This window comes from Streptomyces sp. NPDC060028, from assembly GCF_042736725.1.
Lineage (GTDB): Bacteria > Actinomycetota > Actinomycetes > Streptomycetales > Streptomycetaceae > Streptomyces.
Genome location: NZ_JBHWVJ010000042.1, coordinates 53,111 through 68,149 on the forward strand (window position 1 = coordinate 53,111; position 15,039 = coordinate 68,149).

General features: G+C 73.2%; 11 protein-coding genes. 6 read left to right on the forward strand and 5 right to left on the reverse strand.

What is annotated here, in order from left to right; genetic code table 11:
- Positions 1-77 precede the first annotated feature (77 nt).
- The 4 genes from paaK (at position 78) to ACFWBF_RS21675 (ending at position 5,821) form a co-directional block, all read left to right on the forward strand.
- The gene (gene paaK / locus ACFWBF_RS21660) at positions 78-1,376 is read left to right on the forward strand and encodes a phenylacetate--CoA ligase PaaK (RefSeq protein WP_385604204.1); all 1,299 of its coding nucleotides are present in this window, start codon (positions 78-80) and stop codon (positions 1,374-1,376) included.
- Positions 1,377-1,447: 71 nt separating this feature from the next.
- A complete protein-coding gene (locus tag ACFWBF_RS21665) occupies positions 1,448-2,302 on the forward strand; it encodes a YhjD/YihY/BrkB family envelope integrity protein (protein WP_385604207.1) in 855 nt (284 codons plus the stop codon).
- 69 nt (positions 2,303-2,371) lie between these two features.
- Positions 2,372-3,244 (forward strand): oxidoreductase, encoded by an 873-nt coding sequence (locus ACFWBF_RS21670; RefSeq protein ID WP_385604210.1) that lies wholly within the window; start codon positions 2,372-2,374, stop codon positions 3,242-3,244.
- A 144-nt stretch (positions 3,245-3,388) separates the two neighbouring features.
- Complete coding sequence (locus ACFWBF_RS21675; RefSeq protein WP_385604213.1) at positions 3,389-5,821, forward strand: penicillin acylase family protein; 2,433 nt, start codon at positions 3,389-3,391, stop codon at positions 5,819-5,821.
- Between the two features lie 47 nt (positions 5,822-5,868).
- Here the strand turns inward: ACFWBF_RS21675 and ACFWBF_RS21680 are convergent, their stop codons facing one another.
- The 3 genes from ACFWBF_RS21680 to ACFWBF_RS21690 all read right to left on the reverse strand — a co-directional run bounded on the left by ACFWBF_RS21680 (position 5,869) and on the right by ACFWBF_RS21690 (position 9,785).
- Complete coding sequence (locus tag ACFWBF_RS21680) at positions 5,869-7,008, reverse strand: calcium:proton antiporter (protein WP_385604216.1); 1,140 nt, start codon at positions 7,006-7,008, stop codon at positions 5,869-5,871.
- A 102-nt stretch (positions 7,009-7,110) separates the two neighbouring features.
- Positions 7,111-8,664 carry an acyl-CoA synthetase gene (locus ACFWBF_RS21685; protein ID WP_385604219.1) on the reverse strand — a complete coding sequence of 518 codons (1,554 nt, stop codon included), beginning with the start codon at positions 8,662-8,664 and terminating at the stop codon, positions 7,111-7,113.
- 14 nt (positions 8,665-8,678) lie between these two features.
- Entirely contained in the window at positions 8,679-9,785 is a 1,107-nt protein-coding gene (locus ACFWBF_RS21690; RefSeq protein WP_385604222.1) for an NAD(P)H-dependent flavin oxidoreductase, read from the reverse strand.
- A gap of 260 nt (positions 9,786-10,045) precedes the next feature.
- Here ACFWBF_RS21690 and ACFWBF_RS21695 point away from each other — a divergent pair, with 260 nt between their 5' ends.
- Entirely contained in the window at positions 10,046-11,860 is a 1,815-nt protein-coding gene (locus tag ACFWBF_RS21695; RefSeq protein ID WP_385604225.1) for a serine hydrolase, read from the forward strand.
- A 119-nt stretch (positions 11,861-11,979) separates the two neighbouring features.
- Positions 11,980-12,426, forward strand: a complete 447-nt coding sequence (locus tag ACFWBF_RS21700; protein ID WP_385604228.1) for a nitroreductase family deazaflavin-dependent oxidoreductase — start codon at positions 11,980-11,982, stop codon at positions 12,424-12,426.
- A 53-nt stretch (positions 12,427-12,479) separates the two neighbouring features.
- Here ACFWBF_RS21700 and ACFWBF_RS21705 read toward each other — a convergent pair whose 3' ends face one another.
- Positions 12,480-14,051 carry a phytoene desaturase family protein gene (locus ACFWBF_RS21705; RefSeq protein WP_385604231.1) on the reverse strand — a complete coding sequence of 524 codons (1,572 nt, stop codon included), beginning with the start codon at positions 14,049-14,051 and terminating at the stop codon, positions 12,480-12,482.
- Positions 14,048-15,039: tetratricopeptide repeat protein (locus tag ACFWBF_RS21710; protein WP_385604234.1), on the reverse strand; the 992-nt coding region annotated here is incomplete at its 5' end. The genes ACFWBF_RS21710 and ACFWBF_RS21705, both read right to left, overlap by 4 nt.

A 15,039-nucleotide genomic window follows, 5' to 3' on the forward strand; every position in this document is an offset into this window, starting at 1 on the left:
GTTCGAGTCATTGATTTACCCGCCGGGGTCCGGCAATCTACCGAATGATCGGTCGGTTTCCTGAGTGGGGTGACGGCATGAGTGCGTACGCGGATGTCCAGGACGACGGCGAGCGGCTGAGCGCCGACGAGCTGGCCGCCCTCCAGTTGACGCGGCTGCGCGCGACCCTGCGCCGCGCGTACGAGCACGTGCCCTTCTACCGGCACGCCTTCGACAAGGCCGGACTGCACCCCGACGACTGCCGCTCCCTCGCCGACCTCGCCCTGTTCCCCTTCACGACCAAGGCGGATCTGCGCGACCAGTACCCCTTCGGAATGTTCGCCGTGCCCCGCTCCGAGGTGCGGCGCATCCACGCCTCCAGCGGCACCACCGGCCGGCCGACCGTCGTCGGGTACTCCGAGGCCGATCTGTCCGTGTGGGCCGATGTCGTCGCCCGGTCGATCCGCGCCGCCGGCGGCAGACCGGGCCAGATCGTGCACATCGCCTACGGGTACGGCCTGTTCACCGGCGGCCTGGGCGCGCACTACGGCGCGGAGCGCCTCGGCTGTACGGTCGTGCCCGCGTCGGGCGGGATGACCGACCGCCAGGTCCGGCTGATCCAGGACTTCCGGCCGGAGGTGATCATGGTGACCCCTTCCTACATGCTGACCCTGCTGGACGAGATGGAACGCCAGGGCATCGACCCCCGCTCCACGTCCCTGCGTACGGGGATCTTCGGCGCGGAGCCGTGGACCGAGGAGATGCGCCGGGAGATCGAGGAGCGGCTCGGCATCGACGCGGTGGACATCTACGGCCTGTCCGAGGTCATCGGCCCCGGCGTGGCGCAGGAATTCGCCGCGACCAAGGACGGGCTGCACATCTGGGAGGACCACTTCCTGCCCGAGGTGGTGGATCCGCTGACCGGCGCGGTACTGCCGCAGGGCGAGCCCGGGGAGCTGGTGTTCACCTCGCTGACCAAGGAGGCCATGCCCGTCATCCGCTACCGCACCCGTGATCTGACCCGGCTGCTGCCCGGCACGGCCCGGCCGGCCTTCCGCCGGATGGAGAAGATCACGGGCCGCAGCGACGACATGATCATCCTGCGGGGGGTGAACCTCTATCCGACGCAGATCGAGGAAGTGCTCCTGCGGACCCCGGGACTGGCTCCGCACTTCCAGCTGCGGCTGACCCGGGAAGGCCGGATGGACGCCCTGACCGTACGGGTGGAGGCGCGCCGGGAGTGCGATGCGGACCGGCGCGAGGCCGCGGCGGCCGCCGTGGTGCGGGCGGTCAAGGAGGGGATCGGGGTGTCCGTCCGGGTGGAGGTGGTGGATCCGGAGACCTTGGAGCGCTCGGTGGGCAAGATCAAACGGCTGGTGGACCTCCGGGCGAGCTGAAACCACCCCTTCGGGCCTACTTCGGTGTGCCTCCCGGGAGCCGGCGGGCCCGTCCGGGTAGGTGATGAGGCGTGACCTCGATCATCCGGCGCATCCACGACCGGCTCCAGGGCTCCCCCGCCGGGCTGGCCTGGAGCCGTGGCCGGGAGATGGAGCTGATGCACCGGGCGATGGGCTTCGCCGCCCTCGGCTTCCTCACCCTGGTGCCGCTGCTGCTGGTCGTGGCGGCCGCAGCGCCCGGCAGCGGTTCGGGCTTCGGCCGGTGGCTCGGGCAGGCGCTCGGGGTGTCGCACTCCTCGCGGGAACGCGTCGAGGTGCTGTTCGGCGCCGCCGATCTCGCGCTCGAACGGACCACGGCCTTCGGCCTGGCCGCCCTGGCCGTCTTCGGTCTGACCTTCGGCTCCGCGGTGCAGACCGGGTACGAGAAGGTGTGGGACCTCCCGACGGCCCGCTGGCACACCATGTGGCGGCACGTCGTCTGGCTCGCCCTGCTGGTCTGCTACCTCGCGCTGCTCGTCGTCATCCCCTCCCCGTCGGACGACGCGGTCGGCACGGTGCTGGGCACCACCGGCGACGTCATCGGCACCTGCCTGTTCTTCTGGACCTCCCAGCGCCTGCTCCTCGGCGGCCGGGTCCGCTGGCGCGCCCTGCTCCCGGGGGCGGCCGCCACCAGCGTCGGCCTGCTGGGCCTGCGGATCTTCTCGCAGCTGGTGTTCTCGCCCCTGATCGCCTCCAACGCCGTGACCTACGGCCCCTTCGGCACCCTCCTGGTGGTCCAGTCCTGGCTGGTCGGAGTCGGCTTCGTGGTCTACGGCGGGGCGCTGGTCGGCCGGCTGGTGCACGAGTCCCTCACCCTGCGCCGCCTCCACCGCAGCGGACTCGTCCCATCCGACGACTCCGGTTCTCATGATCCGAGACCGGGCTGACCGAGCGGGCCGGCAAGCGGCAGGATGATCACGTACGGCCCGCAAGACCCGTCACACACAGGGGGATTGATGACTTCGCAGGACACGGCGAACCGGACCGCCGACACCGGACGGGTCTGGCTGATCACCGGCGCCTCCTCCGGCTTCGGCCGGACCCTGACCGAGGCCGCGCTCGCGGCCGGGGACAGCGTCGCCGCGGCGGCCCGCCGCCCCGCCTCGCTCGGCGACCTGGCCGCCGCACACCCGGGCCGGCTGCTGCCGCTCGCCGTCGACGTCACGGACACGGCCCGCGCCGGTGCGGTCGTCGCCGAGGTCGTGGCCCGCTTCGGCCGGATCGACGTACTCGTCAACAACGCCGGGCGGGGTCTGGTCGGCGCCGTCGAGGAGACCTCCGACGCCGAACTCCGCGACCTGATGGAACTGCACTTCTTCGGCCCCGCCGCACTGACCCGCGCCGCGCTGCCCTACATGCGGGCGCGCGGGAGCGGCGCCGTGGTGCAGATGAGCAGCATGGGCGGGCGGCTCTCCTTCCCGGGCGTCGGGGCGTACTCGGCGACCAAGTTCGCCCTGGAAGGCCTGACCGAGGCGCTCGCCGGCGAGGTCGCCGCCTTCGGCATCAAGGCCCTGATCGTCGAGCCGGGATCGTTCCGGACCGGCTTCGCGGGCGGGGCCGCGCTCCAGCAGACCACCACCGTCCTGCCGGCCTACGAGGACACGGTCGGCGCGGTGCGCACCGGCCTCCCGGACAGCGACGGCCGGCAGCCCGGCGACCCGGTCAAGGCGGCCGCCGCGATCCTCGCCGCGCTGGACGCCGAGCACACCCCGCTGAGGCTCGCGCTCGGCAATGACGCCCTCGACGCGATCCTCACCCACGCGAACGCCGCCCGTGCGGAGGCCCGTGCCTGGGAATGCGTCAGCCGGGGCACCGACTTCGACGCCTGAGGCCCCGGCGCGGCCGCGAAGCGAAACGCCGGGATACCGAACGGGATGTTGACAGATCCTCGGATCGCCTGCGTGAGTGTGAGCGCACGGACGAACCACCTGCCTCGCGGGCAACCAGCCCCCTTGGCAGGCCACTTGGGAGGCATGTTGCATCTCCGCACCCGCCCGGCCCTCCGTCGCGCCGCCCTCACCGGGGCCGTGCTGCTCGCCGCCACCGCCGCGATACCGCAGGCCGAGGCCGCTGCCGCCGGGGACCACGGCCCGTCCGGCGGCGGCCTGTCCGCCGTCATCCGCTACACCGAGAACGGCATCCCGCACATCCTGGCCCAGGACTACGCCCACCTCGGCTTCGGTACCGGCTGGGCCCAGGCCGCCGACCAGGTCTGTGTGCTCGCCGACGGGTTCCTGACCGTCTCCGGCGAGCGCTCGCGCTGGTTCGGCCCCGACGCGGCGCCCGACGGCTCGCTCTCCTCCGCCACCCGGAACCTCTCCAGCGACCTGTACTTCAAGGGCGTGCGCGAGTCGGGCGCCGTCGAAAACCTCCTGGCCACCCCCGCCCCGGCCGGCCCGAGCCGGGACCTCAAGGAGCTGATGCGCGGCTGGGCGGCCGGCTACAACGCCTGGCTCGCCCAGAACAAGATCACCGACCCGGCCTGCAAGGGCGCCAAGTGGGTCCGCCCGGTCACCGCCACCGACGTGGCCGCCCGCGGGTTCGCCGTCTCGGTGCTCGGCGGCCAGGGCCGCGGCATCGACGGCATCACCGCGGCCCGGCCGCCGGGCAGCGCGGCCCTCGCCCCGGGCGGCCAGGACATCGACCCCGCCGCGGCGGCCGAGGCCGCGCGGGAGTTCTTCGACACCACCCGCTACGACATGGGATCCAACGCGGTCGCCTTCGCCGGCTCCACGACCGCGAACGGAAGCGGTCTGCTGCTCGGGAACCCGCACTACCCCTGGCAGGGCGGCCGCCGCTTCTGGCAGTCGCAGCAGACCATACCCGGCGAGCTGAACGTCTCGGGCGGCTCCCTGCTGGGCACCGCCGTGGTGAACATAGGCTTCAACGAGAAGGTGGCCTGGAGCCACACGGTCGCCACCGGCACCCCCGTCAACCTGCACCAGCTCACCCTCGACCCGGCCGATCCGACCGCCTACCTGGTGGACGGCAAGCCCGAGCGGATGACCGAGCGGAAGGTCAGCGTCCAGGTCGCGGACGGCGCGCCCGTCGTCCGCAGCCAGTGGTGGACCCGCTACGGGCCCGTGGTCACGGGCCTCGGCCCGGGCCTGCCGCTGCCCTGGACCGCGGGCACGGCGTACGCACTGAACGATCCCAACGCGCTGAACCTGCGCGGCTCCGACACCGCCCTCGCCCTGGGCAAGGCCCGCTCGGTCTCCGGTGTCCAGGACGCGCTCAGGCGCACTCAGGGGCTGCCCTGGGTCAACACGGTCGCCGCGGACTCGGCCGGCGGCACCCTCTTCACCCAGTCCCAGGTGCTCCCCCGGATCACGGACGAACTCGCCGCCCGCTGCTCGACCCCGCTCGGCAGGGCGACGTACCCCGCCTCGGGGCTCGCGGTCCTGGACGGTTCGCGGGGCGACTGCGCACCGGGCTCGGACCCGGACGCCGTACAGCCGGGCGTGTTCGGCCCGGGGAAGGCGCCGACCCTGCGGGACGCCCCGTACGCCGAGAACTCCAACGACAGTGCCTGGCTGGCCAACGCCGACCGGCCGCTGACCGGCTACGAGCGGATCTGGGGCAATGTCGACGCCCCGCGCTCGCTGCGCACCAGGGGCGCGGTCGAGGACGTGGCGGCGATGGCCGCCAAGGGCGGGCTGACCGTGGCCGACCTGCAGAAGCAGCAGTACGCGAACCGGGTCCCGGCCGGTGACCTGGCGGCGGCCGACGCGGCCAAGGCCTGCGCGGCCCTGCCCGGCGGCGCGGCGACGGCGAGCGACGGCAGCACGGTGGACGTCTCGGCGGCCTGCGGGGTACTGGCGGGCTGGGACCGTACGGCCGACAGCGGCAGCCGCGGGGCCCTGCTCTTCGACCGGCTCTGGCGCAGGCTGACCTCGAACACCGCGGCCAAGGACCTGTGGCTCGTGCCCTTCTCGGCAGCCGATCCGGTACGGACTCCCCGTACGCTCAACCAGGCGGCGCCCGGGATCGGGCGGGCGCTCGCGGACACGGCTCTGGAGTTCGCGGCGGCCGGGATCGCGCTGGACGCGCCGCTCGGCGAACACCAGTTCGTGGTGCGCGGCGGGCAGCGGCTGCCGGTGGGCGGCGGGCCGGAGGCCCTGGGGGTCTGGAACAAGATCGAGGCGCCGTGGAACGCGGCGGCCGGCGGCTACCCGGAGGTCGTGCACGGCTCCAGCCACATCCAGGCGGTCGGCTGGGACGGCGGGCGCTGCCCGGTGGCGCGCACGCTGCTGACGTACGGCCAGTCCTCGAACCCGGGCTCGCCGTACTACGCGGACCAGACCCGGCTCTTCTCGCAGGAGCGCTGGGTCACGGCGCGGTTCTGCGAGCGGGACATCCTCGCCTCGCCGCGGCTGAAGGTGGTCTGGCCGCGCGAGCGGCGCTGACCTGAACCCCGGACCCCCGCCGCGAGCCGCGGCGGGGGCTCACGGGCTCACGGGCTCACCGCCAGGAAGAGGTACGCGGCCAGCAGGACGATGTGCACGCCGCCCTGGAGCAGGGTGGCGCGGCCGGGGACGATGGTGAGGGCGCTGACCACCACGGTCAGCGCGAGCAGCACCATGTGGATCGGGCCGAGGCCCAGCAGCAGCGGGCCGGAGAGCCAGACCGAGGCCAGCGCGATGGCCGGAATGGTCAGGCCGATGCTCGCGATGGCGGAACCGTAGGCCAGGTTGAGGCTGGTCTGGACGCGGTCGCGGCGGGCCGCACGGACGGCGGCGAGGGTTTCGGGCGCCAGGACGAGCAGGGCGATGATCACACCGACGACGGCGTTGGGCAGGCCCGCGTTGGCGACTCCGCGCTCGATGGTCGGGGAGACGGCCTTGGCGTTGCCGACGACCGCGACCAGAGCGACCAGCAGCAGGCCGAGACTGACCAGGGCGGCCTTGGCGGTGGGCGGCGCGGCATGGTCGTCGTCCTCGCCCGCGGCGGCGGCCGCCGCGGCCTGGGCGGCCTCCTCGCGGCGCCGCGAGGTGTCCACGGGCAGGAAGTAATCCCGGTGGCGCACCGTCTGGACGGCGATGAACAGCCCGTAGAGGGAGATTGAAGCGCCCGCCGCGAAGGCGAGTTGGGCGGTGGAGAACTCGGGGCCGGGCTTCGTGGTGGTGAAGGTGGGCAGCACGAGGCTGAGTACGGCGAGGGTCGCGACGGTGGCGAGGGCCGCGCCGGAGCCCTCGGCGTTGAAGACGGCGACGCGGTTGCGCAGCGCCCCGACGAGCAGGGACAGGCCGACGATGCCGTTGCAAGTGATCATCACGGCGGCGAAGACGGTGTCCCGGGCGAGCGAGGCGGTCTTGTCGCCGCCGTCGGCCATCAGGGTGACGATGAGGGCCACTTCGATGACGGTGACGGCGACGGCGAGGACGAGGGAGCCGAAGGGTTCTCCGACCCGGTGCGCGACCACCTCGGCGTGGTGCACGGCCGCCAGGACCGCCCCCGCGAGGCAGAGGGCCACCAGGCCCACCGCGAAGGAGGGCAGGTCGCGTCCCCAGCTGAAGACGAGCGCGACGAGCGCCACCAGGGGGACCACGACGGCCCAGTCGGTCAGGGGGGATCTGCGGGTTGCCGTACTCATATGAGCAAAGTTGCCAGAACTGTCCCGGATGTGCGGCGCGCGCCGCGCATCCGGGGCTCCGACGTGGCACTTGTCACTAAATTTCCGGGCGTGGCGGGCACGTCACATCGCGCGCTCGTGGCCCTCCCAATACGGATCGCGCAGCCTGCGCTTGTACAGCTTGCCGTTGGGGTCGCGCGGCATCGTCTCTATGAAGTCCACCGTCTTGGGCCGCTTGTAGCCGGCGAGCTGCCGCTCGCAGTGGTGGAGGATCTCCGCGGCCAGCGCGTCACCGGCCTGGAAGCCCTCCGCGGGCTCGATGACCGCCTTGACCTCCTCGCCCCAGGAGGCGTGCGGGATGCCGAAGGCGGCGGCGTCCGCGACGGCCGGATGGGTGAGCAGGGCCGACTCGATCTCGGCCGGGTAGATGTTGACCCCTCCCGAGATGATCATGTCGATCTTGCGGTCGCGCAGGAAGAGGTAGCCCTCCTCGTCCAGCAGCCCGAGGTCGCCGACGGTGAAGAAGTCGCCGATGCGGTTCTTCTTCGTCTTGCCCTCGTCTTTGTGGTAGCTGAAGCCGCCGGTGTTCATCTTGATGTAGACGGTGCCGAGTTCGCCGGCGGGCAGCCGGTTGCCGTCGTCGTCGAAGACGGCCAGTTCGCTGATCGGCCAGGCCCTGCCGACCGTTCCCGGCTTCTTCAGCCAGTCCTCGGCCGTCGCGAAGGCGCCGCCGCCCTCGCTCGCCGCGTAGTACTCCTCCACGCACCGGCCCCACCAGTCGATCATCGCCCGCTTGACGTGGTCGGGGCAGGGCGCGGCGCCGTGGATGGCGTGCCGCATGGAGGAGACGTCGTACGCGTCCCTGGTCTCCTGCGGGAGCGCGAGCAGCCGGTGGAACTGCGTCGGCACCATGTGGGTGTGCGTGCACGCGTGGGTGTCGATCAGGCGCAGCATCTCCTGCGGGGCCCACTTGTCCATCAGCACCAGCGGGTGGCCGATGTGCAGGGCGGCGCCCGCGAACTGCAGGACGGCCGTGTGGTAGAGCGGCGAGCAGACCAGGTGGACGTTGTCGTCGAAGGGGCGGATGCCGAAGATGCCGAGGAAGCCGCCGAGGTACGTCTCCTCGGGGAGCTTGCCGGGCAGCGGACGGCGGATGCCGCGCGGCCGGCCGGTGGTGCCGGAGGTGTAGTTCATGACCCAGCCGAGGGTGCGGTCCTCGGGGACACTCGCGGGCTGTCCGTCGAGGAGTTCGCCGTACGCGCGGAAGCCCGCGACGGCTCCGACGGCGTAGCGGTGGCTCGCGGGCAGGCCTGCCTCGTCGGCCGCGGCGGCCGCCGCGGCGGCGAACCGCTCGTGGGCGATGAGGACCTTGGCGCCCGAGTCGGACACGATCCAGGCGATCTCGGGGCCCACGAGGTGGTGGTTGACCGGGACGAGGTAGAAGCCGGCCTGGGCGGCGGCGAGGTAGGCGGTGAAGAACTCGACGCCGTTGGGGAGGACGACGGCGAAGACGTCGCCCTTCTCCAGACCGGCGGCGCGCAGGCCGTGGACGAGCCGGTTGACGTCGGCGTGCAGCCGGCCGGCGGACCACTCCTCGCCCTCGGGGGTGACGAGGACGGTCCGGTCCGGGTCGGCGGCGGCCTGTGCCCAGAACCCGTTGGTTTGCGTGTCGGACATGCTGCTCCCGCCTCTCAGGCTCGGCCGGCTATGCGGTTGATGCGGTCGATGGCGCGCTCGAAGCCGCCGGTGAGGTCGTCGAAGACGGCTTGGACGCTGCGTTCGGAGTTCATCCGGCCGACGATCTGGCCGACGGGCGTGCCGAGCAGCGGCTGGACCTCGTACTTCTGGATCCGGGAGACGGCCTCGGCGACGAGCAGCCCTTGCAGTGGCATGGGGAGCGCGCCGGGACCCTCGGGGTCGTCCCAGGCGTCGGTCCACTCGGTGCGCAGTTGGCGGGCGGGCTTGCCGGTGAGGGCGCGGGAGCGGACGGTGTCGCCGGAGCCGGCCGCGAGGAGCTTCTCGGTGAGGGCCCGGGAGTGCAGGTCGGCCTCGGTGGTGGTGAGCCAGAGGGAGCCGAGCCAGGCGCCCTGGGCGCCGAGGGCGAGGCCTGCGGCGATCTGCTCGCCGCTGCCGATGCCACCGGCGGCGAGGACGGGGAGCGGGGCGACGGCCTCGACGATCTCGGGGACCAGGACCATGGTGGCGATGTCGCCGGTGTGGCCGCCGGCCTCGTAGCCCTGGGCGACGACGACGTCGATGCCCGCCTCGGCGTGGCGGCGGGCGTGCTTGGCGCTGCCGGCGAGGGCGGCCACGAGGACGCCGTGGTCGTGGGCGCGCGCGATGACGTCGGCGGGCGGGGAACCGAGGGCGTTCGCCAGGAGTTTGATGGGGTAGTCGAAGGCGACGTCGAGCTGGTTACGGGCGACCTGCTCCATCCAGCCGGTGATGCGCCAGCCGGAGGCCTCGCCCTCGGCCAGCTCGGGCACGTGGTGCTTGGCGAGGGTGTCGCGGACGAAGTCGCGGTGGCCGGCCGGGATCATGGCCTCGATGTCGGCCTCGCTGATGCCGTCGACGGCCTTCTTGGCGGGCATGACGACGTCAAGGCCGTAGGGCTTGTCGTCGGTGTGCTCCTGCATCCAGTCGAGGTCGCGCTTGAGGTCGTCGGGGGCGGTGTAGCGCACCGCGCCGAGTACGCCGAAGCCGCCCGCGCGGGTGATGGCAGCGGCGACCGCCGGGAAGGGCGTGAAGCCGAAGATGGCGTGCTCGACTCCCAGTTTCTTGCTCAGCTCCGTCTCCATGGGCGGCAGGATGCCGCAGCCCGGCATCCGAGGGAAGAGATTTTCTGATGCAGTGTCAGATTCTTTGGGGCCGGTCGGTGCGGGGCACGCCTCCGGGGCGGGCACACACCCACTAGCGTGCGGCGCAGTCGGCGCCTCGGGCACAGCCCGGCCTCGCCCGGGGGCACCTCCCGGCGGTAGCCGGGGGGTGTGAGGCGCGGGGTCCGGGGCGGAGCCCTGGGAAACGGCGCCGCATGCCCACTCGGACGGGAGGACCGCACATGGAAGCAGGTATGGGGGCCGAGGGAGCAGCCGGCGGCGGCCTGAGCCGGCGGCGGCTCGGCGCGCGGCTGCTCGCGCTCGGCGGGGTGCTCGTCCTGCACGCCGCACTCCCCGGCAGCGCCGGGGCGGCCGGCAATCCGGCCGAGCGGCGCGCACTCCAGGGACTGCGGCTGCGCTACGGCTCCGCCCGCCAGGCCGGGCTGCTGGAGAAGCACCTGGAGGGGGTGGCGGACGAGGCGCGGCGGTTCCTCGGCCCCTCCCCCGAACACCCCTACTACGCGGGCGCCGTGGTCCTCGCCGGCCGGGGCCGGACGGTGGCCCTGCACCGTGCCATGGGCGACGCCGTCCGGTACGCGGACTACGACGGGCGCACCGACCGGGTCCGGGAGTTCCCGGCGGCCGAGCGGATCGCGATGGCCGAGGACACCGTCTTCGACCTGGCCTCGCTGACCAAGCTGTTCACCTCTCTGCTGGCCGTACAGCAGATGGAGCGGGGCCGCCTGGAGCTGGAGGCTCCGGTGTGCCGGTACCTGACGGAGTTCGTCGGGGGCGGCAAGGAGGTCGTCACGGTCCGGCAACTGCTCACGCACACCTCGGGGCTGCGCTCGTGGGCGCCCTTCTACCAGGAGTCCACACGCGAGGGACAGCTGCGGCTGCTGTGGTCGGTGAAACCGCAGGAGACTCCCGGGACCGTGTACCGGTACTCGGACCTCAACCTCATCGCGCTCCAGCTGCTCTTGGAACGGATCACCGGCCGCACTTTGGATGTCCTGCTCCACGACGAGATCACCGCTCCACTCGGGATGCACCGCACTCGTTACAACCCACCGCTCTCCTGGCGCCGCGTCATCGCCGCCACCGAGGTGCAGCGACCGCCCTGGTCCGGCCTGGACCGCGGGCTGGTCTGGGGCGAGGTCCACGACGAGAACGCCCACGCCCTGGGCGGGGTCGCCGGCCACGCCGGCATCTTCGGCACCGCCTGGGACCTGGCCGTCCTCGCCCGCACCCTCCTCGACGGCGGCGCCTACGCCGGCAGGCGCATCCTGCGCCCCGCCTCCGTCGAGCTGCTCTTCACCGACTACAACACCGCCTTCCCCGGCGATGACCACGGCCTCGGCTTCGAGCTCTACCAGCACTGGTACATGGGCGCGATGGCCACCCCGCACTCCGCCGGCCACACCGGCTTCACCGGCACCTCCCTCGTCCTGGACCCCTCCACCGACTCCTTCCTGATCCTGCTCGGCAACTCCGTACACCCCGTACGGACCTGGCGGGCCGGCAGCGCACCCCGCGTCGCGGTCGGCAACCGCTTCGCCCGCGCCGTCCCGGTCCGTACGAAGCACGGCGGCCCGGCCTGGTTCTCGGGCATGGAGACCGGCGGCCACGGCACCCTCACCCTGCCCCCGCTGACCCCGGCCGGACCCGCGGCCCGGCTGCGCTGCGCGGTGTGGTGGGACACGGTGCCCGGCGACGGCGCCCTCCACCTGGAAGCCTCACCCGACGGGCAGACCTGGCAGCCGCTGCCGTTCAGCACCGTGCGCACCATCGGCGGGACCGCCGAACAATGGCCGCTCGGCTCCGCGTCCGGCTGGTCGGGACGCATCTGGCACCGCCTCGAAGCCCCGCTCGCCGACTGGGCCGGCCGCGAGGTCCGGCTGCGCCTGCGGCACGCCGCGAAGGGACGCTATGTGGGGCGGGGGATCTACGTGGACGTCGTACGCGTGGCGGAGCCGTCCCGCCTCCTGTTCGCCGACGACCGCCCGGCCGACGCCGCCCGCATCGAGGCCACGGGCTGGACCCGCTCGAACGACTAGTGCTGTGGCCGTCGTGTCACCCGGGCGGCGCGGACAGGGGCATAAAAGCGTGCCCCTCGGCGTTGTCGGTCGTTGTTGAGGTTTGTTTACCGTTCAACACCGAAGGCAGGTGCGGCAATATGACCACCGACATCGACTGGGACCATCCGGTCGACCCCAAGCCGGGCTGGACGCTCGACCACGTCAAGCTGTACGTCGGTTCGGGCGGGACCGAGGGGCAGTACTGGAACAACACCCAGACCCTGCTGCTCACGACCATCGGCCGCAAGTCCGGCCGACCGGTGCGCACTCCGCTCATCTACGGCGAGGACGACGGCCGCTACCTCATCGTCGCGTCCAAGGGCGGCGACCCGGCGCACCCGCTCTGGTACAAGAACCTGACCGAGCACCCCGAGGTCCGCATCCAGGTCGGCCCCGCGGTGCTCCAGGCCACCGCGCGCACCGCGACCTCCGAGGAACGGGCCGCGTTCTGGCCGCAGATGGTCAAGCACTGGCCCGCGTACGACGAGTACCAGACCAAGACCGACCGCGAGATCCCGATCGTGGTGATCGAGCCCGCCGCGTGAGTGCGGTCAGCGGGGTCAGCGGGTCAGCGGGTCAGCGAGGTGAGCGGGGCGGGTCAGTGCCCCAGCACCGCCATCGCCGCGTTGTGCCCGGGGACCCCGCTGACACCACCGCCGCGCACCGCACCCGCTCCGCACAGCAGGACATTGCGGTGCGCGGTCTCCACGCCCCACCGGCCCGTGCCCTGGTCCGCGTAGGGCCACGACAGGTCCCGGTGGAAGATGTGGCCGCCGGGCAGGCGCAGCTCGCGCTCCAGGTCGAGCGGGGTCTTCGCCTCGATGCAGGGGCGGCCGTCGGCGTCGAAGGCCAGGCAGTCGGTGATCGGTTCGGCCAGGTGCGCGTCGAGCTGGGCGAGGGTCGCGGTCAGCAGCACCTCCCTCGCCCCCTGGTTGTCGCGTCCGAACAGCCGGGCCGGTGTGTGCAGCCCGAAGAGCGTGAGCGTCTGGTAGCCCCGCTCCGCCAGCTCGGGGCCGAGGATCGTGGGGTCCGTCAGCGAGTGGCAGTAGATCTCCGAGGGCGGTACCGAGGGGATTTCGCCGGTGTCGGCCTCCGCATACGCCCGCGCGAGCTGCTCGTACCCCTCCGCGACGTGGAAGGTCCCCCCGAAGGCCTCGCGCGGGTCCACGGCCGCGTCCCGCAGCCGGGGCAGCCTGCGCAGCAGCATGTTGACCTTCAGCTGGGCCCCCTCGGCCGCGGGCTGGGGCGGCTCCTGTCCGAGGAGTTCGGACAGCGCCCGCGGAGAGGCGTTGACCAGCACCGTGCGCCCGACCACGCGCCCCTCCCCCGCGTGCGTTCGGAAGGTCACCTCGGCCGGGGCGGTGCCGTCCGTGTCGATGCGCAGCACCTCGTGCCCGGTGGCGATCTCCGCCCCGGCGGCCCGCGCGGCCGCCGCCAAGGCGTCCGTCAGTGCCCCCATGCCGCCGACGGGGACGTTCCAGTCCCCCGTGCCGCCGCCGATGACGTGGTAGAGGAAGCAGCGGTTCTGTGCGAGCGAGGGGTCGTGCGCGTCCGCGAAGGTGCCGATCAGCCCGTCGGTGAGGACGACGCCCCGGACCAGGTCGTCGGCGAAGGTGCGCTCCACCACCTGCCCCAGCGGCTCCTCGAACAGCATCCGCCAGGCCGCCTCGTCGTCGACCCGGTCGCGTAGCTCCTGCCGGGTGGGCAGCGGCTCGGTCAGCGTGGGGAAGATCCGCTGCGCCACCCGGCCGGTCGTCCCGTAGAACTCGCGCCAGCTCTCGTACTCCCGGTCCGAGCCGGTCAGGCGGGCGAAGGACTCGCGGGTGCGCGCGTCGTCACCGCCGACGAACAGCCCGCCGGGTCGCCCGCCGCGCTCCACGGGGGTGTACGAGGAGACCGTGCGCGCCCGTACGGCGAATTGGAGTCCGAGGTCGCGCACGATCTTCGCCGGGAGCAGCGAGACCAGGTAGGAGTAGCGCGAGAGCCGGGCGTCGACGCCCGCGAAGGGGCGGGTGGACACCGCGGCCCCGCCGGTGTGCCCGAGCCGTTCGAGCACCAGGACCGAGCGGCCCGCCCGGGCCAGGTACGCGGCGGCCACGAGGCCGTTGTGTCCGCCGCCCACGATCACGTCGTCGTACACGTCCTGTCCGAAGCCCCGCGAGGTCGTCATGGCTCTTGGTAACACACCTGGCCCAGCCGCTCCAGGCAGTACGCCTCGTCGGCGTGAGCCAGCGCCGTGTCGGGGTGCTCGTCGCCGAGGGCCCGCTCGCGGATGCCGGACAGCTCCCGGTAGACCGGCAGCGCTTCCTCCCAGCGGCCCAGGCGGCCGAGGCCGACGGCGAGTTCGCGGCGGCTGGTCAGCGTGTCGGGGTGTTCGGCGCCGAGCACCTCGGCGCGCGCCGCGCCGACCTGCCGGGCCTCGGCCACCGCCTCCTCCCAGCGCTCCAGCCGGCCCAGGTTGACGCCGAGCACGTGCCGGGCGCGCAGCGTCTCCGGGTCGGCGGCCCCGTACGCCCGGGTGCGGTCGCGCACCAGGGCCCGGAACAGGTCCAGGGCCTGAACGGCGTGCCCGGTGCGGCCCAGCGCGATGCCGACCTCGTACCGCGCGGCCAGGGTGTCGGGGTGGTCGCGGCCGAGCACCCGCTCGCGTACGGCGGCGACGTGCCGGAAGCCTTCGAGGGCTTCGTCCCAGCGCTCCAGGCGGCCGAGCGCGTACGCCACCTCGTACCGGGTCAGCAGGGTGTCCGCGTGCTCCGCGCCCAGGACGGCCGCCCGGTCGGCGGCGACCTCGGCGGCGGTGCGGTGCGCCTCGGTGAACCGGCCGAGGGCGCCGAGCGCGCAGGCCACGTTGTGCCGGCAGCGCAGCGTGTCGGGGTGGCGCGGGCCCGCGGTGCGCTCCCGGGCGGCGAGCACCGCGCGGTAGGTCTCGTACGCCTCCTGGTGGCGGCCCAGCCTGGCCGTCTCGTACGCCGCCTCCTGGCGCGCGGCGAGGGTGTCGGCATGGTCCGGGCCGAGTTCCCGGGCGCGCCCCTCGGCCACGGACGCGTATACGGCCAGCGCCTCCTCGGCGCGGCCGGCGCGGCTGAGGGCGAAGGCGCGGGTGTGGTCGGCGGCGAGCGCGGCCGCGTCGGCCGGGCCGGAGCCGGACGCCGTGGCGG

Excerpts from the sequence above, each read along its gene's own strand:
- ACFWBF_RS21690 (WP_385604222.1), bottom strand. The coding sequence starts at position 9,785 with ATGGAGACGGAGCTGAGCAAGAAACTGGGAGTCGAGCACGCCATCTTC.
- ACFWBF_RS21670 (WP_385604210.1), top strand. The coding sequence starts at position 2,372 with ATGACTTCGCAGGACACGGCGAACCGGACCGCCGACACCGGACGGGTC.
- ACFWBF_RS21680 (WP_385604216.1), bottom strand. The coding sequence starts at position 7,008 with ATGAGTACGGCAACCCGCAGATCCCCCCTGACCGACTGGGCCGTCGTG.
- ACFWBF_RS21685 (WP_385604219.1), bottom strand. The coding sequence starts at position 8,664 with ATGTCCGACACGCAAACCAACGGGTTCTGGGCACAGGCCGCCGCCGAC.
- ACFWBF_RS21705 (WP_385604231.1), bottom strand. The coding sequence starts at position 14,051 with ATGACGACCTCGCGGGGCTTCGGACAGGACGTGTACGACGACGTGATC.
- ACFWBF_RS21675 (WP_385604213.1), top strand. The coding sequence starts at position 3,389 with ATGTTGCATCTCCGCACCCGCCCGGCCCTCCGTCGCGCCGCCCTCACC.
- ACFWBF_RS21695 (WP_385604225.1), top strand. The coding sequence starts at position 10,046 with ATGGAAGCAGGTATGGGGGCCGAGGGAGCAGCCGGCGGCGGCCTGAGC.
- ACFWBF_RS21700 (WP_385604228.1), top strand. The coding sequence starts at position 11,980 with ATGACCACCGACATCGACTGGGACCATCCGGTCGACCCCAAGCCGGGC.
- paaK (WP_385604204.1), top strand. The coding sequence starts at position 78 with ATGAGTGCGTACGCGGATGTCCAGGACGACGGCGAGCGGCTGAGCGCC.